Origin of the sequence: Halarchaeum nitratireducens (assembly GCF_014647155.1) — an archaeon.
GTDB classification, from domain to species: Archaea; Halobacteriota; Halobacteria; order Halobacteriales; family Halobacteriaceae; genus Halarchaeum; species Halarchaeum nitratireducens.
Map to the genome: position 1 here is coordinate 390,139 of NZ_BMOQ01000001.1, position 23,312 is coordinate 413,450.

Here is a 23,312-nt window from a genome sequence, read left to right on the forward strand (position 1 = left end):
AGATGGGCTGGAAGGAAGCTGCCGAGCCGTACATCACCCGGATGCCGACCGTCTCGCGCCCGGAGGGCCACGTGCCCTTCAAGCGCAAGATGGCGTGGACGGCGTTCATCTTGGTGGTGTACTTCTTCCTGACGAACGTCGCCCTCTGGGGGCTCGGGCAGAACGCGACCGACCTGTTCGGGCAGTTCCGCAGTCTGCTCGCCGGCGGTCAGGGATCCGTCCTCCAGTTGGGGATCGGGCCCATCGTCACGGCGAGTATCGTCCTCCAGTTGCTCGGCGGGGCGAACCTGCTCGGGCTGGACACCAACGACCCGCGTGATCAGGCGATCTATCAGGGCCTCCAGAAGCTGCTGGTGCTCGTGATGATCTGCCTGACGGGCCTCCCGATGGTGTTCCTCGGTGGCTTCCTCCCGGCGGACACCGCGCTCGCGTCCGCGCTCGGGATCGGCGTCTTCGGCGTGAAGTGGATCATCTTCGCGCAGATCTTCGTCGGTGGCGTCCTCATCCTCTATATGGACGAGGTCATCTCGAAGTGGGGCGTCGGGTCCGGGATCGGCCTCTTCATCGTGGCCGGGGTCTCCCAGCAGCTCATCGTCGGTCTGCTCTACTGGAGCGGTGCCGGCACGGGCAGCATGGGCGTGATTCCCTACTGGATCAACGTCCTGCTCGGGAACATCGAGAACGTCACCGCGAGCTCGCTGCTGTTCAACTCGACAGTCGGGCTCCTCCCGATCATCACGACGCTGCTCATCTACGCGGTCGTCGTGTACGCGGAGTCGGTCCGCATCGAGATCCCGCTCAGCCACGCCCGCGTGAAGGGGGCCCGTGGTCGCTTCCCGGTGAAGCTCATCTACGCGAGCGTCCTGCCGATGATCTTGGTGCGCGCCCTGCAGGCGAACATCCAGTTCCTCGGCCGGATCCTCCGCGGATGGCTCGGTGAGGCCGGGATGCCCAACTGGCTCGGCGTCTACACGGTGTCGGAGCAGGCCGGCCTGCAGGTCGCGGGCGGCCTGTTCTACTACCTCGCACCCATCCACAGCCCGTCCGATTGGATGTGGTGGGTCGCCGGAGTGGGCGGCGCCGAACCGTGGCAGGTACTCCTCCGGGTCGCTATCGACCTGACCTTCATGGTCATCGGAGGTGGTATCTTCGCCATCTTCTGGGTCGAGACGGCGGACATGGGCCCGGAGGCGACGGCGAAGCAGATCCAGAACTCCGGGATGCAGATCCCGGGCTTCCGGCAGAACGTCGGCGTCATCGAGAAGGTCATGGAGCGTTACATCCCGCAGGTCACCGTGATCGGCGGCGCGCTCGTCGGCCTCCTCGCCGTCCTCGCCAACATGATGGGTACCATCGGTGGCGTCTCCGGGACGGGGCTGCTGCTTACGATCTCCATCACGTACAAACTGTACGAGGAGATCGCCGAGGAGCAGCTCATGGAGATGCATCCGATGATGCGCCAGATGTTCGGCGACCAATAACCCGGATCCCTCCGGCGTTTTCACCGTTCGATAGCCGATAGCTTCGCGTTTCGCTCGCCGTCGTCGTCGAGCGCGTTTCCGCAGACATTTATCCCGGGAGACTGAACGGCGTGTCATGAGCGACCCGCGCATCCTGATCTTGGGCGCGCCCGGCGCCGGAAAGGGCACGCAGTCGAAACGCCTCTGTGAGGCCTACGACATCGAGCACGTCACGACGGGCGACGCGCTGCGCGCGAACAAACACATGGAGACCGAGTACGGAACGCCCGCCGAGTACATGGACGCGGGCGACCTCGTCCCCGACCCTCTCGTCAACGAGATCGTCGTGGCGGCGCTCGAAGAGGCGGACGGCTTCGTCCTCGACGGCTATCCGCGCAACGAGAGTCAGGTCGAGTTCCTCGCGGACGCGACCGATCTCGACGTCGTCCTCTACCTCGACGTCTCCGAGGAGGAACTCGTCGACCGGCTCACCGGCCGTCGCGTCTGCCCGGAGTGTGGCGCGAGCTACCACGTCGAGTTCAATCCGCCCGCGGAGGCGGGTGTCTGCGACGAGTGTGGCGCGGACCTCGTCCAGCGCGACGACGACACCGAGGAGACGGTACGCGACCGCCTCGAGACCTACCGGGAGAACACCGAGGAGGTCATCGACCACTATCGAGGCACCGACGCGTTCGTCGAGATCGACGGCGAACAGACGCCCGACGAGGTCTGGGCGGACGTGAAGGCCGCGGTCGATTCGCGCGCGGAGTAAAAGGTTCATGAACGCCCCCACCGGAGGTACGTAGCATGGCACGGACCGCGGAAAAGGTGCGGGACCTCGTCGCCGAGGACCCCGAGATGCGCGACGCCGTCACCGCCCTCCTCGATCACGAGGGGGAGACGATCGAGTGGCGCGACGTCAACGAGTCGCTGACCAGCGGCCAGTGGGGGCGCCTCATCGAGAAAGGCGTCCTCGAGGAGGCCGGCGACGGCTTCCAGCTCGCCGACCCCGACGCCGTCCGCGAGGGTCTCACGGGCGACGACGAAGCCGCCTACGAGGGCGGCAGTGACGTCGAACTACCGGACGACGAGGAGAGCTCGTGGACGACGTACGACAAGGCCGCGGGGGTCATCGCGCTGGTCATGATGAGCGGCTACTACTACCACCCGATTCGCCGGACGGTCGGGCCGGCCATCGACATCCTCCTCGGCCCGCTGAACGGGCTGTTACCGTTCTTCGTCGTCGTGATGGTGCTCGCCGTCTGTACGGGGTTCTGGACGTCGATCATCCAGGCGAACCTGATGGACTTCGACAAGATGTCCGTTTATCAGGAACGGATGCAGGACATCCAGGAGCGTCAGAAGGCAGCGCGCGAGCGCGGTGACGAGGAGGCGCTCGATCGCATCCAGAAGGAGCAGATGGAGGCGATGGGCGACCAGCTCGGGATGTTCAAGATGCAGTTCCGTCCGATGGTCTGGATCATGCTCCTCACCATTCCAGTCTTCCTCTGGATGTACTGGAAGCTCGGACGGATCGATCGGGGCGTCGAGCTCGTCCTCCCGCTCGTCGGCCACACCCACCTCAAGGACACCATCGGCGGGTTCATGCCGGCGTGGATCGTCTGGTACTTCCTCTGCTCGATGGGGTTCAGCCAGATCGTCCGCAAGGGCTTGGGCATCCAGACGACGCCCACGTGAGCGGGGCTCGGTCGCGCACACGCGGCGCTTCGTAAACTCCTTACTCCGCGCGTGCCGATGGCGACTATGTTGGTCACGATCTCCGGGCCGCCGGGCAGCGGGAAGTCCACGGTGGCGTCCACGCTCGCGGACCACCTCGGCTACGAGCACACCTCCGGTGGCGACATCTTCCGCGGGCTCGCCGACGAGCGCGGGCTCACGCTCGAAGAGTTCAACGAACTCGCGGAGGAGGACCCGCAGATCGACAAGGAACTCGACGAACAGCTGCGCGAGACGGCGCGTGAACGCGACGACGTCGTCCTCGAATCCCGCCTCGCGGGCTGGATGGCGGGTGAGTACGCGGACATCAAGATCTGGCTCGACGCGCCGCTCGGGACGCGGTGTCGTCGGATCGCCGAACGCGAAGGCAAGACGCCCGCCGCCGCCCGCAAGGAGACGGAGAAGCGCGAGGCCTCCGAGAACGCGCGATACGCCGAGTATTACGACATCGACTTCGACGACCTCACGATCTACGATCTCTCCGTGAACACCGCGCGGTGGGGGCCCGAGGAGGTGACGGATATCGTCCTCTACGCCGTCGACGCGTACGTCCCCTCGCAGGACGAGGGACCGACGCCGATCGACGACGTCCGCTACGAGTTCTAGATGCGCCGCGTGGCCCCCGAAGAGCGCGATATCGACGCCCTCCGTGAGTTCGGCGTGGTGAATCTGGACAAGCCCCCGGGTCCCTCCGCACACCAGGTTTCGGCGTGGATCCGCGACATGGTCGGCGTGGAGAAGGCCGCCCACGCCGGGACGCTCGATCCGAAGGTCACCGGTTGCCTCCCCGTCCTGACGGGAACGGCCACGCGTCTCGCGCCCGCGCTCCTCGAAGGTCCAAAAGAGTACGTCGCCGTCCTCGAACTCCACGCCCGCGCGCCGACGGATCTCGAGACCGTCCTCGACGAGTTCGAGGGCCCGCTCTACCAGAAACCCCCGCGCAAGAGCGCCGTCGCGCGCCGCCTGCGCGTCCGCGAGGTGTACGACCTCGAGGTGCTCGAGCTCTCCGACGACCGCCGACGGGTCCTCGTCCGCATTCGCTGTGAGAGCGGGACTTACGTCCGCAAACTCTGTCACGACCTCGGTCTCGCGCTCGGAACCGGCGCGCACATGGGTGACCTGCGCCGGAGCGCGACCGGGCCGTTCGACGACGCCTCCCTCGTGACTCTCCACGACCTCGCAGACGCCCTCGCCGAGTGGCGCGAGCGCGGCGACGAGACGTGGCTCCAGGACGCCCTCGCACCCGCAGAGGACGCGCTGACTCACCTCCCCTCGGTCACCATCGCACCCTCCGCCGCCGACTCCGTCGCCGACGGTGCGCCCGTGTTCGCACCCGGCGTCATCGACGCCGTCGACGTGGATCACGGTGCGCTCGTCGTCTGCTACACGCCGAACGGGTCGGTCGTCTGCCTCGGTCGCCTCGTCGGTGATCCCCACGCCGACACGGGGGAAGTCGTCTCGCTCGAACGCGTTCTCGTCTGACACACGGCGGCCAACCGGATCCGACGTCGGATCCCGATGATCTCATCCGTCGTCGAAACGAAGGCCTTAATGTCGGCACCCGCCTCCCACGAAATACGGGGCCGTGGGGTAGCTTGGTATCCTCGGCGGATGGGGTCCGTCGGACTTGAGTTCGAATCTCAACGGTCCCACTACATTTTCGAGGCAATCCATCCCTGAGACTTGGATTTGGTTCGGTTTCATCGGTTTCAGGCTTCGTTTCTTAGTCAAGCTTCGACACCTCCTCACGCCGCGACTCCATCGTCCGCCGCGGATCCGACCGGTCGTAGTGCGTCCGGATCGTCTCCGGCGTCGCGTCGACGCGATCGGACACGGCGCTGATCGACATCCCACACTCGCGCATGTACGAGATCGCGCCCGTCCGAATCCGATGCGGAGAGAGTGACGACGGACACTTGCTCTCGCGGCCGTGCACGCGGAACTCGCAGTCGTCCGGATCGCGGTCGTGTGGACACTCACGGACCGTGCACGGCTGTGTGAGCGCGTACGTGCGCCGCTGAATCGTGTTCCCCGCGGCACGACCGCGTTCCGTCGTCACGAGCGGCTCGCGGCCGTAGTCGTCGACCACCTTCTTCCGGTTCTCCTCGATGTAGTCGCCGACGATTCGCGCGATATCGTCGGAGAGCGCGACGTCACGCTCGCCGTCGAACTCGTTCTTCAGCGGCGTCTCCTCAGCTGGCCGATGTCGGAACTCGACGAACTGCTCGTCCACGTGGACGTCGCCGAGATCGAGCGCGCGAAGCCCACCTGTCCGACAGCCCGTATGCCAGAGCAGCGCGAACATCACGTGATCGCGGCTCGCGTAGTGGAACTTCGTCTGCCAGTCGAGAATCGCCGTCGCCTGCTCCGCCTCGATCTTCTCGTCGTTCGAGCGCTGCGTCTTCGACAGCGTCGGCTTCAACAGCGCGATCTTCTCCGGGATGTCCGGTTCCGCCGCCTCGATCGCCACCGCGTACTCGAAGAGTTTCTTCAGCGTCCCGAACTCGTTCTTCATCGAGACATCGTTCAGCGACTCCCGACGATACTGCCAGTAGTCGTCGAGCACGCGGCCGTCGACATCGTTCACGTTCATCAGACCGCGATTCTCACACCACTCGACGAACGTCCCAAGTCGCCGCCGGTACGTCGACACGGTGGCTTCACTCGTGCTGTCTGCGGCTTCACGCCGGTCGAGATAGCGATCCATCGCCATCCGCGGGGTCATCCGCTTCAGGTCACTTGGACGCTCGCTGTTACCCCCAGCGCGCCCGTGCGACTGTTCCGCCATCAATGCGACCCCTCCGTGTCCGCGGATCGTTCAGTTCCCGCAACGGTCGAACGCAGATGCTCGGCAGCGAGTTCCTCGCTCTCGAACTCGCGGCCGCAGGAGCATCGAAGCGTGTCCTCGTTTTTGACCGGACCGCGCCCCTCGTTGTGGTCCACAACGAGATTGCCGTCATCGTCGAGTCGATAGACCTCGATATCCGAGACCCATGTCTGCCGTTCAATCTGGTGTTCGATAGCGCCGTCATACAACGCGATCAGGATCGAGGAACCGGGCGACGTCCGTGGCGACGCTTCTCTCGAACTGGCGACCGGAACCGTCTCGGGATCGTTCGCAAAGAGCTTCCAGGGACCGAACCTCGAGCTCGTCAACACGACGCCGCAGTGGGACGGTAGTACGCTCAACAGCGTGAGTACGACCGTTCGGAACACGGGCGACATGCCGGCGTCAGTAGCGGTATCCGTGTACGACGGAACCGAGACCCTGGACTCGTCGTTCTCGCAGACTATCGGACCGGGTGAGTCGGCTCAGTTCGAGCTCAACGGCTTCCTCTCGCTTTACGAGTCGTCGGGCGGAAACGTCGACCTCTCGCTCGTGGCGAACTCCTCCGCGGGCTACGCGGAAACCTCGATCACACGATCCGTCGCAAACGCGAACCTCGATCTCCTCTCGATCTCGCCGACCTGGCAGGGTTCGGAGTTACAGACGGTCGACTTCAGAGTGCAGAACGTCGGCGACGTGACCGGGAGCTTCACCGCCACGATTTCCGTTCGCGGGACGGAAGCCGGTCAGGCGTCCTACCAAGTCGATGGCGGGCAGACGACGACGTTCACCTACGGTGACGGGCTCGCCTCCGGGTACGGCCCGATCTATACGGTCGAGTCCGGTGGCGACGTTCCCGTGGAGGTGACGATCTCCTCTTCGAGTGGGTCGGTCTCGAAGACGGCGACGAAGACGTTCGGCGACGCCGAGGGCTCGATCAGCGACGTCGACACGACGTTCATCGGCCGGGCCGGACAGGACAAGTCGGAGCTCTCCTCGGTGAGTTTCAACGTACGGAACGACGGCGGGATCCCGCTCACGTACGACTCGGTCGAGATCGAACTAGACGGTGCGACGCGAACCGACTCCGCCACCTCCACCCAGCCACTCGCAACCGGTTCCGAGCGGACCGAACTCACTTCCTTCACTGACGGGATCGTCGTCTCCGACGGGAGCCACGATATGACCATCCGGCTGACTCGAGACGGCGAGACTGTCGCCAGCGAAACCACGACGGTCTCTACGTAGACCACTTTCACCTCACTCTGCGAGCTTTCATATTCCCGGCCCACTCGAAATCTGTATGATTACCGACCTCCGAGCGCTGGAGGATGCCTACGTCCCGCGGGACCTCTACCACCGAGAGGGACAGATCAACCAGATGACGACAGCGCTTGACCCGCTCCTTCACGATCACCCGGGCGACGATATCTTCGTCTTCGGGCCGAGCGGCGCTGGGAAGACGACGACGGCGCGCTATGTCCTCCGACAACTCAACCATGAGGCGTCGATCCGCTGGGGCTACGTGAACTGTATCTCTGACTCTGGAAAGTCCGCTGTTCTGCATCGGCTCTTGCGTGACGCCGAGCTCGCACCCGATCTCCGACAGGACGGGACTGCACCGAGTCGCTTCTTGAATCGTCTGCGTCAACGGGACGAACAGTTCGTCGCTGTCCTCGACGAGGTTGATGTCCTCGCTGATCAGGATGTGCTTATGTCGCTCTACGAGATCCCGAACGTAACGCTCGTCTTGGTCACTCTCGACGAGGATGACTTCTTCGCGCGCCTCAACGGCCGCCTCCAGAGTCGCCTACGTGGTGCGGTCCGCGTCGAGTTGCGGCCATACGGGCACTCGGAAATGGTCGATATCCTCCGCTCGCGCGTGAAAGCTGGCCTCCGTCCGGGAGTGGTTCACGACGACGTTCTCGACCATATTGCTGATCTCGCCACCGGCGACGCACGCTACGCGATTGCGCTTCTCCGTCGCGCCGCCCGCTACGTCGAGTCCGGTGAGAGGCGCTACGTCACGCTGGAGATCGTCGATAGCGTCGTCGGTGAAGCCCGCGACGCGATCAACGAGCAGCGCGTCGCCGACCTCTCCACCGAGAAGCGCATCCTGTTCGAACTCGTCGCGCAGGCCGGCCCCATCTCCGCGAGTGACCTCCGCGCCCGCTACAAGCAACAGCGCGACGATCCCGTCGCGTCACGGACGCGCCGCAAGTACCTGCGCGCTCTTGAGGAGCACTACGCGCTCATCGCGTCAAGCGGACAGGGGCGCGGGAAGGTCTTCTACTCGAACGTCTAAGCGGCGTACAATGCTCTCATCTACGATGTAACGGCGAGCGATACGACATCATCAAGCGCAGTATTCTCGAGAATCAGCTCCCGATGCCCATTCCTAACGAAGTCATTCGGATTCGTCGTTGCGAGTTCCGTCTCTTCGTCGCTTTTTTCGGCGAGATCGTGAGCATCAATGCAGATGAGACGATCCTGCGTATGAATCACGTTCAGCGCGGCCTCGACGTCTTTATAATCGTCTTCACGAACCCACTCGACAAGCGATTCTTCCAGCTCGTGCCGACGCTTGACAGCGTTCGTGTCGATATCCCGTGCCAGCGTCCGAAGCTGCTCCAGAAGCTGTTGCATCGGGAGATACTTCGAGACCTCTTTTCGATAGAACCAATAGAGGAACTGGTATGCATCGTTCCCTCTGTACAGGACGTTCTCTCGAATCGACTTGATATCCATCGGGTCTAACTGCCCGGAGAAGTTTGACTGCTTCAGGTCCGCTATGTGCTTGAAGATGGCGTCAGAGTACTTATCAGCCAATTCTGGCTGCTTCTTACGGTATTCGTCCTCTACTCGCTCGCTGACATAGCAGGTTTCGTTGCCCGATTCGAGATACTTCCTACACTTGAAGTGATGCTTGTCCGTCGTGAATGCAAACGCGAGGACTACTCCGGTATCGAGAAATGCTTGCTCAGCCATGCTACATTTGATCCTCCAGGGACTCCTCAATGTCGTCCATCACCGTCTTACTGAACGGCTCAGATAACGCCTCAAACGTCCCGCTCGTTCCCCTATCGAATAGATGGCCATCCCGTACTTCGCGAAGCTCCTCCCGGAACTCCGTCTTGACTTCTTCACGTTCTTCCTCCCACCCCGATAGCCGCTCGTCCGGGATGTCTTCACGGTACGCGAATCGCAACTCAACCTTGCTGAGAGCCTCGATGAACGAATCGAAGAACTCCTCAACCTCCTCGTAGTTCGTCTGGTTCTCCAGGAGAAGACGGACCGTGTCCTCCCAGCGAAGGAACAACGAATACATATCGTTGAATTTCTCCTCCGGATAGGCCATCACCATCTCGTCAAGGAGCTCTTCTACCAGTTCTTGCGAGCTCTGCTGAGTTGCCGACATCGTTAGCCGTCCCTGTACCGGCTCCGTGTTCTCCAACTGCCAGCGAAGGTCACTATATGCGCGAATGAATTCCAGCGGCGCGTATCGCTGGTACTGATAGTGCCGAATTTCGCTGACGCTCTTCTTCCCGAGGCGGTGAACGACCCAGCGAATCGCCTCGTCGATCTTCCTTCGAGTCTCCTCATCGACATCGAAGTCGTCCGTCTCGATATCGTCCGCTGGAGCGTAGAGTTCTTCGTCGAACTGGTATTGATCTTCCCAGTCCGCGGCGTCAAACCGATCACTCGGGAAGTACTGTCGTCCGGGGAAACCCTTGGCCGATGTCGACCACGCTACGCGACCGTCGATATCACTTTCACTCGCGATTTCCCCATATTTGTACCAGTAGCGGGGGAACTCGATATCGACATCATTCTGCTCAAGATAGCGATCCGCGATACAGCATAGTTTCAGGTACTTGCTCCGAGTAATCTGGCCCTTGCTCTGCTCCTTCAACCGGACCAGCAATCGGTATGCGAGGAACTCTGGTTCCCCAAACGACACATCTTCCTCGGAGCTCATGCTCTTCTCTTTTCTAACTGTATTGCATCCTTAAGTCTTCACTTCCACCCAGTTCCTGATCTTCACTACTTCCCGGCATACTTCCGGCACGCACTTCCGGCATGGAGTAGCACGCCTCTCGCGCCCATATTCGCGCGCTTCGACCTTCTGAGGCTGTTTCCGGCACGCGCCGCTGTAGCACCTTATCCATCCCGTGTCTCGCTTCTCCCATGTCCGACGCCGAGCACGGACCACCGACTCGCACCGTCACCGAACACCTGCCGTGGGGTCAGTGCATCCGCGCGCATCTCCACGACGAGCACGTCACCGTCCACTGCGAGGGCGAACGCTGGGTCTTCGCCATCGACATCGAGACCGCCCGCCTCCTCGAGGCGCGCTCGACGGCCGACGTGCCCAGCTGGATGCGTCGCTTCCTGGAGGAGGTCGGATTCGACGAGGTGGAACTATGACGCGCTCAGCTGTGTTCGTCGATCCACTCGCACCACGCGCGGAAGTCCTCCGCGCCGCACTGCTCGGCGATGGAGCGGAGCGTTCCGGTCGGGATTTCGCCGTGCATCGGCACCGTGACGACGCGGACCTCGTCGCCGTCCGGGGCCTCCCAGCGAAGCTTCAGGTGGCTCCCGGTCCGGTCGACCGGTACGTAGTTCATCTCCATCAGCGCCGACGCGACGTCCTTCCCGGTGAAGGTCCCCGCCATCTACCGCATGAACTCGGGGGGCTCTTCGGACTCGCCGCCGACGTCGTCGGGATCGAGGCCGAACTCCTCGAGGTCCTCGTCCGTGACCGGTTCGCCGCCGCCCTCGTGGAGTTCGAGCGCTTCGGCGAGCATCCGCAGTGCCTCCGCCTTCGTGTCGCCGAACGACGCGACGCCCGTCTCCTCGTCGACGGCCGTGATGCTCCCGTCCTCCTCGTGGACGAACTTCACGCCCTCGCCGTTCGTGTCTCGGGACGCACTCGCCATTACCAGAACAGTACGCGAATCCGGCGGATAAGCGTTCGGTCGCGTCGTGTGTCTCACGAGAATGGATACGGCTGGTTCCGTTTGTGCCATGCTTTTACTACCTCAATCGCGTACACACGGGTACGCTATGAGCGAGTATCCCGGCGTCATTCGGACCTCCCTCTCGTACCTCCGGGAGACGCTCGAAAGCACGCTCGGGCTCCTCATCCTCTTCGCCGTTCTCTGCATCCCTGCCTTCGTCATCGCCGGCGCGACTTCCTCGGAAGCGGCGATGCTGGCTTTCGCCGGCTACGTCGGGCTCGTCGTCTACTTCGGACAGCTCGACATCGGCGGCAACCTCCAGAGCACCGGCGACGTCACCGAGAGCACCACGGTGAAGCGGACGCTCACCGGGCTCATGGTCCTCTACTACAACGCGGTGCTCGTCGTCGCAACCGCGCTCGGGATGGGCTTCTCCGAGGTCGTCGGACCGACAGCCGGTCTCGTCGTCGCCCTCCTCGTTCCGCACATCGACGGCGAGATCACCCGGAGCGACTACCCCGTCTCTCTCGGTGGTGCAGTCCTCCTCGGCGTCTGGCTCCTGAAGATCATACTCGGCGTCTTCGAGTTCGTCCGTGGTGCTCACGACACTGCCGAGTGGCTCGACGCCTTCCTCTCCGAGTTCGAGCCGAAGAACCTCCAGAACGAACTCATCGTCCGCTTCGAGCGGACGCGATCCGACTGGTTCTAAGAGGCCCCGAACGTCGTCGCGATCTCCGTTCGATAGACCAAGAAGGTGAGCGTCAGTATCCAGCCCAGCAGGTACTTCCCCATCGGGTGGACTCCGAACAAGCCCACCGCGAGGTAGTACGTCGGCAGTCCGAGGAGCAACGCCGTGATCAGCGAAAGCCCCAATTCGAGAGTGATCCGCAACAGAAGACCCGCCGCCGTCTTCGTCGCCCCTCCCTCCTCGAGCAGCGACGCGATTACCTCCTCGAGGTTCGGGGCCATCTACGCGTTACTCTTCTCTCTCTTCGAGCTCTTCGGTCGGGAGGTCGCCACGGAGCCATGCGCGGCCGCGATCCGAGATCTGATAGACGCCCCTGCTCTCATCCACATACTCCACGAGGCCATGTTTGCGCAGTAGAGGCGTATGCTCTCGAACGGCTTGATCGCCCCAGTCCAGGTTTTCGGCTATTAAACCCGGTGTTAGGCGTAGTTCGCCATTCCCCTCGTTTCGCAGTAGCTCAAGGATGTCCCGATCAACGGGTGTCATCCACTGAGCGAGACGAGGGTTTGCCATGTCCTTGTGTGCTCTCCCAGCGAATCTTTACTATTTTCATGCCGCCTCTTTGCCAAATTAAACAGTTTGTTAGACAAACCAGATCGTGGGTAAAGACTAAGTCACCGACAAACTACTTCGTTTGTAGCGAGGACTCTTCGCGGACCCGTCGCTCCTTGATGGGTCCATCTCGAAAACGATGCGGACCCCGCTGCTGGAGACAGCGGGTCCGTGTGGGCCCTCGTGACCATCGCACGAAAGCCATGTACGACGACGATTCGCGGGGTCTTAACGCCCCCGCACACGACGCGAGTATCGCGCGCAGAGACAGCGGTCCGGACGCGATCGACGAGTGCTACTGCGCGGTCTGCGACACCGCGTGCGTGACGCCAGAGGAACTGTTTGAGGAGCACGCGGACTGTCGTGACGCCGAGGACGGCGGGCGTCGCGTCATCGCTGACGGCGGCGAGCACGAGCCGGAGCGCGCGACGCTCCGCGACGGGGAGACGCGCGACCGGGACGTGCACGCACGCCGGAACGCCGAGCAGTTAGCGATGCGCGACGACTCTGAGGACTCGATGGAGGCCGACGTGGTGAAGCTCACGCAGGCGCAGGTCGACGATCTCGCCGACGACGGCGTCGCGTGGCTCACCACGGACGACCGCATCCTCGTGCTCGGCCGCGAAGACCGCTACCCCGAGGTTCTGGAGTCGGTCGCAGACGGCGCAGACGAGGACGAGGTCGTCCTCGAGCGCATCCGAGACGCATCCGGGACGGAGGCCGATTCGTGATGTCGTCGGGCGGGAACGAACACCGGATTGAACGGCAGACGTGGGTGTCCGACATCGAAGTCTTCGAGCTCGACGACGACGGCAACCTCGTCGTCCACCACAACGAGGGGCGCGGCCCAGTCAAAAACGAGGATACACTTCGATGCTCCTGTGGTCGAGAATTCGAGAGCAAGCAAGTCGCTGCCGAGCATCTTCGCTCGCGTGAAGTCTCTGCGGACGCCGAACGGGGTGAGTCCGACCTGTGAGCGATACTGAGCGCGACGAACTCGATGGAAAAGAGTGGTTTGCAGAGATCATGTGGGACGAACTCCCCGAGGACGCAAAAGAACGTCTCAGGGAGTCGCGTTCGACCGCTACGGACGTCGAAAGGGAGGGAGCCGATGGCAAGTAGCGTCCATCACTCACGCGAAGATGCGCTTCGCGACCGTCAGTTCCAGCTTCTCCTCGAGGGCGCCCGTTCTCTCGACGGTGAGCGAGCTGACGAAGCCCGGTTCGTCTGTCTCGTCGCTGGCCGTCTCGGAATGAGGGCCGGCGAAATCGCACATATGCGCGAGGAGTGGGTCGACTGGCGTCGGAACATGATCGTCGTGCCTGCTCTCCAAGCGTGTCGGAAAGGGGAGGGCGACGGCGTTTGCGGGTACTGTCGCGCTCAGGCCTCCCAGATGGCCGACGCTGACGAGGATCTCACTCAGGCGGACGCCGAAGCCTCGATGTGGAGTCCGAAGACCCCTGCGGCCGCACGTGAGATCCCCTTCGACTTCGACCCTCGCGCCAGCCTCGCCATCGAACGGTTCTTCGAGGATCATGACGCGTGGCCGCACTCGAGAGCCGTCGTCAACCGCCGCGTCAAAGCCGCTGCCGAAGCCGCTGTGGAAATTGACTCCGGGAGCATCTATCCGCACGCTCTGAGAGCGACCGCCGCCACCTATCACGCTGGCCGCGGCCTCGACATGCTCCCCCTCCAGTCTCTATTCGGCTGGGCCGACCTCCGAACCGCACAGTCCTATATCGCCAGTTCTGGCGAGAACACCGCCCGCGCACTCCACATGATCCACTCACGATGACCGATCGACAGCGAGATCACACACCATCGAACAGCACGGACGATCTGCGGACACGGAGGGGTCTCGATGAGTGAGGACAGCCCGGTCGCGGCGGACGTCATCGAGCGCCTCGACGAGCTCGAAGCGCGCCTCGACCCGGAGGCCGACCTCGAACCGATGTCTCCGGAAGCTGCTCGCGAAGAGTGGCTCGCGCGCCTCGACGACCGCTCGGACTCGACGATTCGCTCCTACCGTGATCGGACGGTTCACTTCCTCCGGTTCTGCGCGGCGTACGACATCGAGAACCTGAACGACCTGGCGACACGGCACATGAAGGCCTACGAGTCGGAACGTATCTCGGACGGTCTCGACGTGAGCACGCGCAAGAACGAGTGGGGTACACTCCAGCGTTTCCTCGAGTACTGCGAGGACCTGGACGCCGTCGCGTCGGACGTTCCGGACGCTCTGGATGTTCCGAGTCCGACGAAAGAGGAGCGCATCAACACGGAGAAGCTCCCCATCGAGCGCGCGGAGACCATCCTCGAGAACCTGAAGCGCTACCGGTACGCGACCCGCGAGCACGTCACTTTCCTGCTGTTCTGGCGGACGACGATGCGCCTCGGCGCGCTCCACTCACTCGATGTCCAGGACGTCTACCTGGAGGACGACGACCTTGAGCGACTGCGCCGTACCTACGAGGAGGAAGGCTACGCGCCGAGCGTCGTTGAGAAGATGCTCGAGCGCGCGGAGACGCCGTTCGTCTTCCCGCGGAATCGGCCCGAGACCGGAACGCGACTGAAGAACGGCGTCGAGGGCGAGCGCGTCATCAACCTCGCCAGCGAGGTCGGCGAGATAGTCGCCAACTACCTGCGCGTGACCCGCGCCGACGTCGAAGACGAGCATGGTCGCTCGCCGCTGCTCTCCTCACAGAAGGGCGATGGTCGACTCTCGAAGTCGGCGATCCGGAACTGGATGTACGTGCTCACCCAGCCGTGCGAGTTCGGCGGCGAGTGTCCGCACGACCGCGATCCGGAGACGTGCGAGGCGCGCGAGCACGGCTACGGGAACAAGTGCCCGTCCGCGCGGAGTCCGCACAAGATCCGAACGGGCTCGTTCACCTGGCACCGCGATCGCGGCTGGCCACGTCGCGACCTAGAGGCGAAAGCGAACACGACGGAGATCGACGTCTACGACCAACCCGAGCATCTGACGCGCGCCGCTGGGCGCCGTGATCTGCTCGACCGACTCGACGAGGACGACGAATGATCGAGACACCGACGCGACTCGCCGGGGTATCACTCAGTCGCGAAGCGCGCACCTCAACGGTCCCACTCCCACTTTCGTTGCTTCTACACAAACAGTAGTAGAAGCGCTATCATTCCATTTTGCACGATCTGAGACTGAAATTCAGAAAACAAGTCCTGCAATTTGGGGCGCTGCTGTGACGGGCGGTTTCGTCCGTAGTACGATCGACGAGAACCCCCAGGTGACGGCTGAGATCGCATCGACGCTCGTCGGGAAACGCCGCGTCGTCGATCAGACGCGAGCTTCGCTTAGTCGTCGCGCTTGACGGCGGGGTTCGTCACGGCGCCGTTCGCCGCGGAGTCGAACATGTCGCCGTACTTGCGGAGGAAGCCGCCCGCGTACTGGATCTCGGGGCGCTCGTACTCTTCGAGGCGCGCCTCGAGTTCCTCCTCGGAGAGGTCGACGGAGAGTTCGCGCTCGCGGACGTCGACGGTCACGGTATCGCCGTCTTCGAGGGCGGCGATGGGGCCGCCGACGACGGACTCGGGGGCGACGTGGCCGATCATCGGGCCGCGGGTCGCACCGCTGAAACGGCCGTCGGTGAGGAGCGCAACGTCGTCTTCGTGGCCTTGACCGACGACGGCGGCGGTGACGCCGAGCATCTCGCGCATGCCGGGGCCGCCGCGCGGGCCCTCGTTGCGGATGACGATGACGTCGCCGGATTCGATCTCGCCGCCCTGAACGTACGCCATCGCGTCCTCCTCGGTGTCGAAGACGCGCGCGGGGCCCTCGTGGTGGAAGCCCTCCTCGCCGGTGACTTTGAGGACGCCCCCGTCCGGCGCGAGGTTCCCGGTGAGGATCTTGATCGCGCCCTCCTCGTGGTAGGGGTCGTCCACGGTAGCGAGGAAGTCCGCGTCGATGTCCTCGTCGTCCGGGAGGTCGAGCGTCTCCAGCTCCTCCGCGATGGTGTTGCCGGTGACGGTCATCGCGTCGCCGTGGAGGTAGCCGCCGTCGAGGAGGCGGCGGATGACGACGGGGACGCCGCCGACGTCGTGGAGGTCCTTCATGACGCGCGTGCCGCCGGGCTGGAGGTTGGCGATCTTCGGCGTGCGCTTGCTGATCTCGTCGAACTCCTCGATGGAGAGGTCGACGCCGGCCTCGGCGGCGAGCGCGAGGACGTGGAGGACGCCGTTCGTGGAACCGCCGAGCGCGACCTGCACGGCGATGGCGTTCTCGAAGGACTCCTTCGTGAGGATGTCGCTCGGACGCCGGTCGTTCTCGACGGCGTCGAGGACGACCTTCCCGGCCTCGCGGGCGACTTCGAGGCGCTCCTCGCTCTCGGCGAGCGGGGAGGCCGACCCGAGCGGAGCGAGTCCGAGCGTCTCGCTGATGGAGGCCATCGTGTTCGCGGTGAACATCCCCCCACAGGAGCCCGCGCCGGGGCAGGCCTCGTGCTCCATCTCGTAGAGTTCCTCCTCGGTCATGTCGCCGGAGGCGACGCTGCCGACGCCCTCGAAGACGTTCTGGACCGTGATCTCGCGGCCCTCGTGGTGGCCGGGCATGATGGAGCCACCGTAGAGGAAGACGCTCGGCAGGTCGGTGCGGATGGCGGCCATCATCATGCCGGGGAGGTTCTTATCACAGCCCCCGACGGTGACGAGCGCGTCCATCCGCTCGGCGAAGGAGACGAGCTCGACGGAGTCGGCGATCACTTCCCGGGAGATGAGCGAGGCCTTCATTCCCTCCGTCCCCATGGAGATGGCGTCGCTGACGGTGACGGTGCCGAACTCGATGGGCATCCCGCCCTCCTCGTCGATGCCGACGGTCGCGGCGTTCGCGACGTCGTCGAGGTGGACGTTGCACGGCGTGATGTCCGCCGCAGGGTTGGCGACGCCGACCATCGGCGACGCGAGGTCCTTGTCGTCGTACCCCATCGCGCGGAACATCGCGCGGTGGGGCGCGCGGTCGGGGCCTTCGGTGACCTCGGTGCTACGCAGCTCGGGGTCCTTCCCGGGCTTCTCGCCGGCCCCGTCGCTCGCGCCGTCGGGCACTGACGGCTCCGTCTCGTCCGGGTTCGACTCCGGTTTGCCGCTCATTGTCGAACCTTGCCCGCCGGCGGCCATAAACCCAGCGCGACGGGCGCGTGTTGTCGTGGCACACTCGCGGCGACCCCGCGGCTTTCTTTGCGCTCCGTCGCGCGTGCGGTGGTATGCACGTCGCGGTCGCACACTACCCGGAGGGCGCGGGCCACGCCACGCGGATGCTCGCCGTCGCGCGCGAACTCGAAGCCCGCGGCGCGACGGTGTCGCTCGCCGGCGGCGGACCCGGAAAGCGCTTCGTCGACCTCCTCGGCTACGACGAGTACGTCCCGACCCCCGTCGACTACGTCGGCGACTACCAGGGTTCGGGGGGGATCGCCGCGACGCTCACGGGGAGCGTCCCGGCGAGCGTCCGTCGCGTCCGTGACCTCTCCGGCTGGCTCCGTGACGAGGACCCGGATCGCCTCGTCACCGACGATATGTTCGCGGCGATGGCGGCACCGCTCGCGGGTGTCCCCTGCTACGTCACGACGCACAACGCCCCGGGGTTCTACGACGACCCGGTCGAGCGCGCGGGCGCGGCCGTCCTCACAGCCTATCAGCGCGGCGTTGCCCGCGACTTCTACTACCCGACCGTCTGGCCGCGCGCCGCCGCCGACCCCGACGGCGTGACGCGCGTGCCGCCGCTCGCGCTCGACGTCGACGCGCCCGTCGTCGGCGATCCGGACGTCGTCGTCCTTCCCAGCACGTACTCGACGGCGCTCGACGAGAGCGTCGCGCGCCTCCGCGAGGCCGGCCGCGACGTGACGCTCGTCGGCGGCGACGACTGGGAACCCGTCGCCTCGATGCTACCGACGCTCCGCGCCGCCGACCTCGTCCTCTGTCCCGGCTACTCGACGGTGATGGAGGCGGCGGTCGCCGGGACGCCCTGCCTGATCTACCCCTTCACGAGCGAGCAGCGCGGCGTCGCGCGCCTCGCCTCGCGTGCGACCGGCTTTCGCACCGTCGCCTCGCCCGACGAGGTCGTCCGTGCCGCCCGAGACCCGCCGGACGCCCCGACGTACGAGAACGGCGCGGGCCGCGTCGCCGTCGGCGTCCTCGACGGGTAGGGAAACGCTACCGCTTCCCCTGACGGGGTCGATCGAGCCGTCGCGTCCTCCATAACTGGTAAGCGCCGGGCGCGCTCATGGGAGCGTATGGCGAGGTTACCGTTCGGCGTCTCGCGTTTCGACGGGCAGATCGGGGGCGGTGCCCCGGCGGGGAGCGTCGTGCTCCTCGCGGGGAGCGCGGGCGCCGGCGCACGCGAGTTCCTCTACACGAGCACCGTCTTCAACGGCATGCTCAAGGACGACCCCGAGCTCTTCGACCTCCACTACGGTGATCTCGAACCCGGCGTCGAGCCGCCCGCGGAGGTCCACTACGTCTCCTTCTCGGCGAGCCGCGGGGACGTCAGCCGCGAGATCACGTTCTCGATGGACAACGAGATCGTCGCCTCCGGGCTCTCCGGTGTGACGTTCGCCGATCTCTCCGCCGAGTACTTCCAGTTGAGCCCGGTCCCCCGCGAGTGGTACGCCGACGACCCCCGATCGCTCGCCGAACTCGGGAACACGACCGATCGGCGGGGCGTCATCCAGGCGTTCGCGGACTACCTCGACGAGAACGCCTCCGACAGCCTCGTCGTCGTCGACTCGCTGACCGACCTCGTCGGCGACCAACAACGCGAGCGCTCGTGGGCCGACGTCGTCTACCTCCTCAAGGGACTCCGCAAGGCCACGCGCGAGTGGGACGGACTGATCCTCCTCCACCTCTCCCGCGATGCGATCACCGACACCGAGTTCGGCGAGCTGATGGCCTGCGTCGACGGCACCGTCCAGTTCGGCTGGGAGACCGGCGGAAACGAACGCGTCCGGACGATGTTCGTCCAGGAGTTCCGGGGCGTCCTCAGCCAGCTCGAGGAGGACGACATCGTTCGCTTCGAGACCGAGATCCACGAGGCCGGCTTCGACGTCTCGAACGTCCGGAAGATCCGATGAGCGACGACGAGCACGCCGACGACGCCGGATCCCCGGAGGACGTGGCGACGACCGACCTGCCGCCGGACGAGGAGCGCGGTGTCCCGGCGCTCGGCGACGCCGACGAAGACGGCGAGGCCGCCGGCGACCTCTTCGAGGAGGTGGACGTCGAGGGCGACCCGGCGGACGCGAGCGCGTGGGAGACGCTCACCGAGGGCGAGGTCGATTCGGCCGACTCCGAGGACGTCGACGGAACCGTCCGCGTGATCTCGGATCGCACCTGCCACGGCTGTCGCTTCTTCGCCGACCCGCCGGCCCTCGAATGCACCCATCCGGGGACGGAGATCCGCCGCGTCGTCGACAGCGAGCGCTTCGAGGTCGTCGACTGCCCGATGGTCGTCGAGGACATCGACGTCGCGGACACGTCTCGCGACGAGGTGGAAGCGCACGTCGAGCGGGACGACGTCGATTTCGGCCGTGACGCGAGCGGCGGAGACGCGGCCCCCGCGACTGACACCGACGACGGTGGCGACGGTGCCGGCGACACCGACGGCACCGGCGACGGACTGGTCGGACTCCGCGACGAGACGGACGACGACCGCGACGCGACGGCGGGAGTCACGGATCGAGGGACTGCGTCGGCCGACGACCCGAACGGCGACGAATCGAACCCGGCCCACGACGAGCCGCGCGCGGTCGACGAGCCCGCGACGGGCGACGAGCCAGTCACTCCGTCCGACGCGGAGGCTAGGGCGGTCGACGACGCCACCGCCGGGGCCGCCGACGAGACCTCCGCCTCGTCCGACGGCAGTAGCGAGGACGCCGATGCCGAGAGCACGACCGCCACGTCGGACGACGGCGGGCCGGACGCGGCCGCCGCGTCGGCTGGCGGACGCGAGTCCGTAGCGTCCGACGACCTCACGCGGGGTGACGCCGACGAATCGACCGCTGGCGCTACCGCGGTCGACGCCGACGGGACGGTAGCGTCGATCGGCGCCGACGAGACGGACGGGCCGGTCGACGCCACGGACGCTCCCGAGGACGACGACGGCATCGCAGACGACAGCACCCCGGACACTTCCGGGGACGACGCCGACATCGAGGACGACGACTCGGGGACGTCGACCACCGGGGGTGACTCGATCTCGCCGGACGAGATCACGTGGGGTGACGAGGACGGCGAGGACGACGAGGGCGACGACGTTGACGGCAACGACCCCGCGATCGAGTGGGCGAACGACGACGACGGGGCGTAGCGAAAGCGGGGACTTTTCGGCGTTCGTACCCTCGCCGCACGTATGCAGTTCTGCGACGAGTGCGGGTCGATGATGCACGCCGACGGTGACGTGATGGTCTGTTCGAGCTGCGGGCACGAGCAGGGCCGCGACGCCGATAGCGAAGCCGACTACGTCACGACCGACGCGCAGGACGACAGCGACGTCATCGAGACGACCGAGAACGCCGATGACGAGGGCAAACCCACCGCCGAGGTCGTCTGTGACGCCTGTGGCAACGACGAGGCGTGGTACACGATCAAGCAGACCGGCGCCGCCGACGAACCCCCGACGCGCTTTTTCAAGTGCACCGAGTGCGGCCACCGGTGGCGGAGTTATAACTAACCATCTTTCTCCGGCAGGGAGTCGCCTGCGGCGACCCCCGTACCGCAAAAACATGGGTGAAAAAGGCCGGTCGCCGTAGGCGACCGGTGAATCGCCTCGCTCGGGTCTTCCAGACCGCTCGCTCGGCGAACGCTAGCCTCGTGGTTTGGTTCGTCGGCCCTCGCCGTGGAAAAGCCGCTTAGTCTCTGTGCGACCCTTCCCTGCGCTCGCCGGAAAAATCTCGACTGAAAGCTATCGCCACCCCCCAGCGTGGCTTTGTCACGATTTGAGGGATTCCTCGGCCCGCTCTCTCCACGGTGCTCTCTTGGAGCTCATGTCGTTCGTATTCTGACCAGGCGTCCACGTGGCTAACGTTCGCGCGAACGAGCGGTCCGGAGGACCCGGTAGTGAGCGCGATTCACCGCGAACGCGCACGGCGCGTTCGCGGGAGTTTTTCTCCCGTGTTTCTGCGAGGAGCGGTTCGGCTTCGCCGAATCGGAGTCGTGAAAAGACGGTCGTTCTTAGTTGCCGCGGCCCTGCAGCTTCTCTTCTTCGGGGAGGTCGGCGTTGGCCTCGCCCTTCATGCCGGCGCCGATGTCGGAGGCGATCTCTTCGAGGCGCTCGGGGTCGTCGTGGTTGTTGACGGCGTCGACGATGGCGCGCCCCATCTTCTCGGGGTCCTCGGCGCCGAAGATGCCGGAGCCGACGAAGATGCCGTCGCACTCGTGGTACATCATGAGCGCGGCGTCGGCGGGCGTGGCGATGCCGCCGGCGGCGAAGTTGACGACGGGGAGGCGGCCCATCTCGGCGGTCTCGTGGACGAGTTCCCGCGGCGCTTCGTGTTCGCGGGCCCACATGACGCGCTCCTCGTGGTTCATCCCCTCGAGCTTGCGGATCTCGCTCTTGATGTTACGCTGGTGGTGAACGGCCTGGTTGACGTCCCCGGTGCCGGCCTCGCCCTTGGTTCGGATCATCGCGGCGCCCTCGTCGATGCGGCGGAGGGCCTCGCCGAGGTTGCGTGCGCCGCAGACGAACGGCGCGGTGAAGTCGCGCTTGTCGATGTGGTACGTGTCGTCGGCGGGGGTGAGGACTTCTGACTCGTCGATCATGTCCGCGCCCGCGACCTCCATGATCTCGGCCTCCTTGCGGTGGCCGATGCGGACCTTCCCCATGACGGGGATCGAGACCTCCTCGATGATCTCGTCGATGGTGCCGGGGTCGGCCATCCGCGCGACGCCGCCGCGTTTGCGGATGTCGGCGGGCACGGCTTCGAGGTGCATGACGGCGACCGCGCCAGCGTCCTCCGCGATGCGGGCCTGCTCGGCGTTCACGACGTCCATGATGACGCCGCCTTTCTGCATGCGTGCGAAGCCCCGCTTCACGAGGTCCGTCCCGCGTTTGAGGTCCTCGATGTCCGTTTCGGTCATGCCTCGTGGTAACGCCGGGACCGCCAAAGGAATGCCGGTTGCGGTGCCCGCGTCTGCCGTCGATCCCCGGCGCGCGTCGGCGGCGAGCGCCCTGCGGGCCGGCGACCACCACGCTATATGCGCTCCGGGCGCCTCGTCGCGCCTATGTCGGCACTCCCCGCGTGGCTTTGCCGCCCGCGCGATACGCTCCCCGATCCCGAGGACCTGCCGTGGTACGTCGCGCCGCTTCCGACTCGCCTCGAAGACGTCGGCCTCCGTCTCGTCTGGCCGGTCGTCCTCGCCAACGTCTTGGGTACCCTCTTCGGCTTCTGGTACTACGTCCCGCAGCTCTCCGTCGAACCGACCGCGCTCTGGGTCTTCGTCCCGGACAGTCCCGTGGCGACGCTGTTCGTCGCGTGCTCGCTCGCGCTCTGGGCGCGCGGGCGCGGCGGCGAGTGGGTGCACGCCCTCGCCTTCTACGGCTGTCTGATCCTCGGCCTCTGGACGCCGTACGTCCTCCTCGTCTTCCGGGAGGGCTTCTCCTACCTCCCGCTCCCGATGTACGCCTTCCTCTGCTGTTCGCATCTCGCCATGGCCGTCGAGGCGTTCGTGATCCAACGGTACGCCGAGTTCCCCGTCCGCGCCGTCTCGATCGCGCTCGCGTGGTACGGCTGTAACCTCCTCCTCGACTACTTCGTCCCCGTGCTCGGCACCCCCCACCACACCTTCGTCCCGCCCGAGTCCGTGGGGTACGCGGTCGGCTCGTTCCTCGGCCAGTCGCTCCTCTCGGGGCCGGTCGTGCATCCGCCCGACGCCCACGCGCTCGCCGCCGCGGGCGCCGTGACGGTCACCCTCCTCGCCACCTTCCTCGCGCTCTCGACGCGCGTCGCCAAACTCCGGGCTCGGCGCGCCGACTGACGGACGCTTTTGGGGCTCGCCGCCCTCCCGTTCGC

General features: G+C 65.3%; 30 protein-coding genes and 1 tRNA gene. 20 read left to right on the forward strand and 11 right to left on the reverse strand.

The window, feature by feature from the left end:
- Positions 1 to 2: 2 nt before the first annotated feature.
- The 6 genes from secY (at position 3) to IEX91_RS02130 (ending at position 4,849) form a co-directional block, all read left to right on the forward strand.
- The gene (secY, locus tag IEX91_RS02105) at positions 3 to 1,481 is read left to right on the forward strand and encodes a preprotein translocase subunit SecY (protein WP_188876833.1); all 1,479 of its coding nucleotides are present in this window, start codon (positions 3 to 5) and stop codon (positions 1,479 to 1,481) included.
- Between the two features lie 115 nt (positions 1,482 to 1,596).
- Positions 1,597 to 2,232 carry an adenylate kinase gene (locus IEX91_RS02110; protein WP_188876834.1) on the forward strand — a complete coding sequence of 212 codons (636 nt, stop codon included), beginning with the start codon at positions 1,597 to 1,599 and terminating at the stop codon, positions 2,230 to 2,232.
- Between the two features lie 35 nt (positions 2,233 to 2,267).
- On the forward strand, positions 2,268 to 3,158 hold the full coding sequence (locus IEX91_RS02115; protein WP_188876835.1) for a DUF106 domain-containing protein: 891 nt from the start codon (positions 2,268 to 2,270) through the stop codon (positions 3,156 to 3,158).
- Between the two features lie 66 nt (positions 3,159 to 3,224).
- Positions 3,225 to 3,803 carry a (d)CMP kinase gene (gene cmk, locus IEX91_RS02120; protein WP_188876837.1) on the forward strand — a complete coding sequence of 193 codons (579 nt, stop codon included), beginning with the start codon at positions 3,225 to 3,227 and terminating at the stop codon, positions 3,801 to 3,803.
- The gene (locus tag IEX91_RS02125) at positions 3,804 to 4,679 is read left to right on the forward strand and encodes an RNA-guided pseudouridylation complex pseudouridine synthase subunit Cbf5 (protein WP_188876838.1); all 876 of its coding nucleotides are present in this window, start codon (positions 3,804 to 3,806) and stop codon (positions 4,677 to 4,679) included.
- Positions 4,680 to 4,776: 97 nt separating this feature from the next.
- Positions 4,777 to 4,849 (forward strand) — tRNA-Pro (locus tag IEX91_RS02130).
- Positions 4,850 to 4,920: 71 nt separating this feature from the next.
- On the opposite strand, the gene IEX91_RS02135 is transcribed toward IEX91_RS02130, so the two are convergent.
- Both IEX91_RS02135 and IEX91_RS02140 read right to left on the reverse strand, forming a co-directional pair.
- Positions 4,921 to 5,985 carry a tyrosine-type recombinase/integrase gene (locus tag IEX91_RS02135; protein WP_188876839.1) on the reverse strand — a complete coding sequence of 355 codons (1,065 nt, stop codon included), beginning with the start codon at positions 5,983 to 5,985 and terminating at the stop codon, positions 4,921 to 4,923.
- Complete coding sequence (locus tag IEX91_RS02140) at positions 5,985 to 6,413, reverse strand: hypothetical protein (RefSeq protein WP_188876840.1); 429 nt, start codon at positions 6,411 to 6,413, stop codon at positions 5,985 to 5,987. The genes IEX91_RS02135 and IEX91_RS02140 overlap by 1 nt, the downstream gene beginning before the upstream one ends.
- A gap of 31 nt (positions 6,414 to 6,444) precedes the next feature.
- Here IEX91_RS02140 and IEX91_RS02145 point away from each other — a divergent pair, with 31 nt between their 5' ends.
- Together IEX91_RS02145 and IEX91_RS02150 are read left to right on the forward strand one after the other, a co-directional pair.
- The gene (locus IEX91_RS02145; RefSeq protein ID WP_188876841.1) at positions 6,445 to 7,272 is read left to right on the forward strand and encodes a hypothetical protein; all 828 of its coding nucleotides are present in this window, start codon (positions 6,445 to 6,447) and stop codon (positions 7,270 to 7,272) included.
- 55 nt (positions 7,273 to 7,327) lie between these two features.
- Complete coding sequence (locus tag IEX91_RS02150; RefSeq protein ID WP_188876842.1) at positions 7,328 to 8,329, forward strand: Cdc6/Cdc18 family protein; 1,002 nt, start codon at positions 7,328 to 7,330, stop codon at positions 8,327 to 8,329.
- Positions 8,330 to 8,349: 20 nt separating this feature from the next.
- Here the strand turns inward: IEX91_RS02150 and IEX91_RS02155 are convergent, their stop codons facing one another.
- Positions 8,350 to 9,012: a hypothetical protein gene (locus tag IEX91_RS02155; RefSeq protein WP_188876843.1), complete on the reverse strand. Its 663-nt coding sequence runs from the start codon at positions 9,010 to 9,012 to the stop codon at positions 8,350 to 8,352.
- Position 9,013: 1 nt separating this feature from the next.
- Positions 9,014 to 10,003 carry a hypothetical protein gene (locus IEX91_RS02160; protein ID WP_188876844.1) on the reverse strand — a complete coding sequence of 330 codons (990 nt, stop codon included), beginning with the start codon at positions 10,001 to 10,003 and terminating at the stop codon, positions 9,014 to 9,016.
- Between the two features lie 209 nt (positions 10,004 to 10,212).
- Between IEX91_RS02160 and IEX91_RS02165 the strand changes: the two genes are divergently transcribed.
- Positions 10,213 to 10,452 (forward strand): hypothetical protein, encoded by a 240-nt coding sequence (locus IEX91_RS02165; protein WP_188876845.1) that lies wholly within the window; start codon positions 10,213 to 10,215, stop codon positions 10,450 to 10,452.
- 5 nt (positions 10,453 to 10,457) lie between these two features.
- Here IEX91_RS02165 and IEX91_RS02170 read toward each other — a convergent pair whose 3' ends face one another.
- Together IEX91_RS02170 and IEX91_RS02175 are read right to left on the reverse strand one after the other, a co-directional pair.
- A complete protein-coding gene (locus IEX91_RS02170) occupies positions 10,458 to 10,700 on the reverse strand; it encodes a type II toxin-antitoxin system HicA family toxin (protein ID WP_188876846.1) in 243 nt (80 codons plus the stop codon).
- Positions 10,701 to 10,964: a type II toxin-antitoxin system HicB family antitoxin gene (locus IEX91_RS02175; protein WP_188876847.1), complete on the reverse strand. Its 264-nt coding sequence runs from the start codon at positions 10,962 to 10,964 to the stop codon at positions 10,701 to 10,703.
- Positions 10,965 to 11,091: 127 nt separating this feature from the next.
- Here IEX91_RS02175 and IEX91_RS02180 point away from each other — a divergent pair, with 127 nt between their 5' ends.
- The gene (locus IEX91_RS02180; RefSeq protein WP_188876848.1) at positions 11,092 to 11,694 is read left to right on the forward strand and encodes a hypothetical protein; all 603 of its coding nucleotides are present in this window, start codon (positions 11,092 to 11,094) and stop codon (positions 11,692 to 11,694) included.
- Here IEX91_RS02180 and IEX91_RS02185 read toward each other — a convergent pair.
- Positions 11,691 to 11,954: a hypothetical protein gene (locus tag IEX91_RS02185; RefSeq protein ID WP_188876849.1), complete on the reverse strand. Its 264-nt coding sequence runs from the start codon at positions 11,952 to 11,954 to the stop codon at positions 11,691 to 11,693. The genes IEX91_RS02180 and IEX91_RS02185 overlap by 4 nt on opposite strands.
- Positions 11,955 to 11,961: 7 nt before the next feature.
- A complete protein-coding gene (locus IEX91_RS02190; RefSeq protein ID WP_188876850.1) occupies positions 11,962 to 12,219 on the reverse strand; it encodes a winged helix-turn-helix domain-containing protein in 258 nt (85 codons plus the stop codon).
- A gap of 269 nt (positions 12,220 to 12,488) precedes the next feature.
- On the opposite strand from IEX91_RS02190, the gene IEX91_RS02195 reads away from it, so the two are divergent.
- The 3 genes from IEX91_RS02195 to IEX91_RS02205 are packed head-to-tail and all read left to right on the forward strand — an operon-like array spanning position 12,489 to position 13,407.
- A complete protein-coding gene (locus IEX91_RS02195) occupies positions 12,489 to 13,016 on the forward strand; it encodes a hypothetical protein (protein WP_188876851.1) in 528 nt (175 codons plus the stop codon).
- Positions 13,016 to 13,261: a hypothetical protein gene (locus IEX91_RS02200; RefSeq protein ID WP_188876852.1), complete on the forward strand. Its 246-nt coding sequence runs from the start codon at positions 13,016 to 13,018 to the stop codon at positions 13,259 to 13,261. Before IEX91_RS02195 ends, IEX91_RS02200 begins: the two co-directional genes overlap by 1 nt.
- Positions 13,258 to 13,407, forward strand: coding sequence for a hypothetical protein (locus IEX91_RS02205; protein WP_188876853.1), 150 nt, complete (start codon positions 13,258 to 13,260; stop codon positions 13,405 to 13,407). Before IEX91_RS02200 ends, IEX91_RS02205 begins: the two co-directional genes overlap by 4 nt.
- A gap of 10 nt (positions 13,408 to 13,417) precedes the next feature.
- Here the strand turns inward: IEX91_RS02205 and IEX91_RS16695 are convergent, their stop codons facing one another.
- Positions 13,418 to 13,822, reverse strand: coding sequence for a hypothetical protein (locus tag IEX91_RS16695; protein ID WP_407647938.1), 405 nt, complete (start codon positions 13,820 to 13,822; stop codon positions 13,418 to 13,420).
- On the opposite strand from IEX91_RS16695, the gene IEX91_RS02210 reads away from it, so the two are divergent.
- Both IEX91_RS02210 and IEX91_RS02215 read left to right on the forward strand, forming a co-directional pair.
- Complete coding sequence (locus IEX91_RS02210) at positions 13,727 to 14,080, forward strand: tyrosine-type recombinase/integrase (RefSeq protein WP_407647937.1); 354 nt, start codon at positions 13,727 to 13,729, stop codon at positions 14,078 to 14,080. The genes IEX91_RS16695 and IEX91_RS02210 overlap by 96 nt on opposite strands.
- Before the next feature lie 66 nt (positions 14,081 to 14,146).
- Positions 14,147 to 15,325 carry a tyrosine-type recombinase/integrase gene (locus tag IEX91_RS02215; protein WP_188876855.1) on the forward strand — a complete coding sequence of 393 codons (1,179 nt, stop codon included), beginning with the start codon at positions 14,147 to 14,149 and terminating at the stop codon, positions 15,323 to 15,325.
- A 287-nt stretch (positions 15,326 to 15,612) separates the two neighbouring features.
- On the opposite strand, the gene ilvD is transcribed toward IEX91_RS02215, so the two are convergent.
- Positions 15,613 to 17,400: a dihydroxy-acid dehydratase gene (ilvD, locus tag IEX91_RS02220; RefSeq protein ID WP_229772760.1), complete on the reverse strand. Its 1,788-nt coding sequence runs from the start codon at positions 17,398 to 17,400 to the stop codon at positions 15,613 to 15,615.
- Positions 17,401 to 17,513: 113 nt separating this feature from the next.
- Between ilvD and IEX91_RS02225 the strand changes: the two genes are divergently transcribed.
- The 4 genes from IEX91_RS02225 to IEX91_RS02240 all read left to right on the forward strand — a co-directional run bounded on the left by IEX91_RS02225 (position 17,514) and on the right by IEX91_RS02240 (position 20,974).
- Positions 17,514 to 18,452, forward strand: coding sequence for a glycosyltransferase (locus IEX91_RS02225; RefSeq protein WP_188876856.1), 939 nt, complete (start codon positions 17,514 to 17,516; stop codon positions 18,450 to 18,452).
- Positions 18,453 to 18,539: 87 nt separating this feature from the next.
- Positions 18,540 to 19,376, forward strand: a complete 837-nt coding sequence (locus IEX91_RS02230) for an RAD55 family ATPase (protein WP_188876857.1) — start codon at positions 18,540 to 18,542, stop codon at positions 19,374 to 19,376.
- On the forward strand, positions 19,373 to 20,611 hold the full coding sequence (locus tag IEX91_RS02235) for a prolipoprotein diacylglyceryl transferase (RefSeq protein WP_188876858.1): 1,239 nt from the start codon (positions 19,373 to 19,375) through the stop codon (positions 20,609 to 20,611). The genes IEX91_RS02230 and IEX91_RS02235 overlap by 4 nt, the downstream gene beginning before the upstream one ends.
- 42 nt (positions 20,612 to 20,653) lie before the next feature.
- Positions 20,654 to 20,974, forward strand: coding sequence for a transcription factor S (locus tag IEX91_RS02240; protein WP_188876859.1), 321 nt, complete (start codon positions 20,654 to 20,656; stop codon positions 20,972 to 20,974).
- Positions 20,975 to 21,474: 500 nt separating this feature from the next.
- On the opposite strand, the gene pdxS is transcribed toward IEX91_RS02240, so the two are convergent.
- Positions 21,475 to 22,380 carry a pyridoxal 5'-phosphate synthase lyase subunit PdxS gene (gene pdxS, locus IEX91_RS02245; RefSeq protein WP_188876860.1) on the reverse strand — a complete coding sequence of 302 codons (906 nt, stop codon included), beginning with the start codon at positions 22,378 to 22,380 and terminating at the stop codon, positions 21,475 to 21,477.
- Between the two features lie 144 nt (positions 22,381 to 22,524).
- Between pdxS and IEX91_RS02250 the strand changes: the two genes are divergently transcribed.
- Entirely contained in the window at positions 22,525 to 23,277 is a 753-nt protein-coding gene (locus IEX91_RS02250; RefSeq protein ID WP_188876861.1) for a DUF1405 domain-containing protein, read from the forward strand.
- Positions 23,278 to 23,312 lie beyond the last annotated feature (35 nt).

Excerpts from the sequence above, each read along its gene's own strand:
- secY (WP_188876833.1), top strand. The coding sequence starts at position 3 with ATGGGCTGGAAGGAAGCTGCCGAGCCGTACATCACCCGGATGCCGACC.
- IEX91_RS02110 (WP_188876834.1), top strand. The coding sequence starts at position 1,597 with ATGAGCGACCCGCGCATCCTGATCTTGGGCGCGCCCGGCGCCGGAAAG.
- IEX91_RS02115 (WP_188876835.1), top strand. The coding sequence starts at position 2,268 with ATGGCACGGACCGCGGAAAAGGTGCGGGACCTCGTCGCCGAGGACCCC.
- cmk (WP_188876837.1), top strand. The coding sequence starts at position 3,225 with ATGTTGGTCACGATCTCCGGGCCGCCGGGCAGCGGGAAGTCCACGGTG.
- IEX91_RS02125 (WP_188876838.1), top strand. The coding sequence starts at position 3,804 with ATGCGCCGCGTGGCCCCCGAAGAGCGCGATATCGACGCCCTCCGTGAG.
- IEX91_RS02135 (WP_188876839.1), bottom strand. The coding sequence starts at position 5,985 with ATGGCGGAACAGTCGCACGGGCGCGCTGGGGGTAACAGCGAGCGTCCA.
- IEX91_RS02150 (WP_188876842.1), top strand. The coding sequence starts at position 7,328 with ATGATTACCGACCTCCGAGCGCTGGAGGATGCCTACGTCCCGCGGGAC.
- IEX91_RS02155 (WP_188876843.1), bottom strand. The coding sequence starts at position 9,012 with ATGGCTGAGCAAGCATTTCTCGATACCGGAGTAGTCCTCGCGTTTGCA.
- IEX91_RS02160 (WP_188876844.1), bottom strand. The coding sequence starts at position 10,003 with ATGAGCTCCGAGGAAGATGTGTCGTTTGGGGAACCAGAGTTCCTCGCA.
- IEX91_RS02165 (WP_188876845.1), top strand. The coding sequence starts at position 10,213 with ATGTCCGACGCCGAGCACGGACCACCGACTCGCACCGTCACCGAACAC.
- IEX91_RS02170 (WP_188876846.1), bottom strand. The coding sequence starts at position 10,700 with ATGGCGGGGACCTTCACCGGGAAGGACGTCGCGTCGGCGCTGATGGAG.
- IEX91_RS02175 (WP_188876847.1), bottom strand. The coding sequence starts at position 10,964 with ATGGCGAGTGCGTCCCGAGACACGAACGGCGAGGGCGTGAAGTTCGTC.
- IEX91_RS02180 (WP_188876848.1), top strand. The coding sequence starts at position 11,092 with ATGAGCGAGTATCCCGGCGTCATTCGGACCTCCCTCTCGTACCTCCGG.
- IEX91_RS02185 (WP_188876849.1), bottom strand. The coding sequence starts at position 11,954 with ATGGCCCCGAACCTCGAGGAGGTAATCGCGTCGCTGCTCGAGGAGGGA.
- IEX91_RS02190 (WP_188876850.1), bottom strand. The coding sequence starts at position 12,219 with ATGACACCCGTTGATCGGGACATCCTTGAGCTACTGCGAAACGAGGGG.
- IEX91_RS02195 (WP_188876851.1), top strand. The coding sequence starts at position 12,489 with ATGTACGACGACGATTCGCGGGGTCTTAACGCCCCCGCACACGACGCG.
- IEX91_RS02200 (WP_188876852.1), top strand. The coding sequence starts at position 13,016 with ATGTCGTCGGGCGGGAACGAACACCGGATTGAACGGCAGACGTGGGTG.
- IEX91_RS02210 (WP_407647937.1), top strand. The coding sequence starts at position 13,727 with ATGTGGAGTCCGAAGACCCCTGCGGCCGCACGTGAGATCCCCTTCGAC.
- IEX91_RS16695 (WP_407647938.1), bottom strand. The coding sequence starts at position 13,822 with ATGATCCTCGAAGAACCGTTCGATGGCGAGGCTGGCGCGAGGGTCGAA.
- IEX91_RS02215 (WP_188876855.1), top strand. The coding sequence starts at position 14,147 with ATGAGTGAGGACAGCCCGGTCGCGGCGGACGTCATCGAGCGCCTCGAC.
- ilvD (WP_229772760.1), bottom strand. The coding sequence starts at position 17,400 with ATGAGCGGCAAACCGGAGTCGAACCCGGACGAGACGGAGCCGTCAGTG.
- IEX91_RS02225 (WP_188876856.1), top strand. The coding sequence starts at position 17,514 with ATGCACGTCGCGGTCGCACACTACCCGGAGGGCGCGGGCCACGCCACG.
- IEX91_RS02230 (WP_188876857.1), top strand. The coding sequence starts at position 18,540 with ATGGCGAGGTTACCGTTCGGCGTCTCGCGTTTCGACGGGCAGATCGGG.
- IEX91_RS02235 (WP_188876858.1), top strand. The coding sequence starts at position 19,373 with ATGAGCGACGACGAGCACGCCGACGACGCCGGATCCCCGGAGGACGTG.
- IEX91_RS02240 (WP_188876859.1), top strand. The coding sequence starts at position 20,654 with ATGCAGTTCTGCGACGAGTGCGGGTCGATGATGCACGCCGACGGTGAC.
- pdxS (WP_188876860.1), bottom strand. The coding sequence starts at position 22,380 with ATGACCGAAACGGACATCGAGGACCTCAAACGCGGGACGGACCTCGTG.
- IEX91_RS02250 (WP_188876861.1), top strand. The coding sequence starts at position 22,525 with ATGTCGGCACTCCCCGCGTGGCTTTGCCGCCCGCGCGATACGCTCCCC.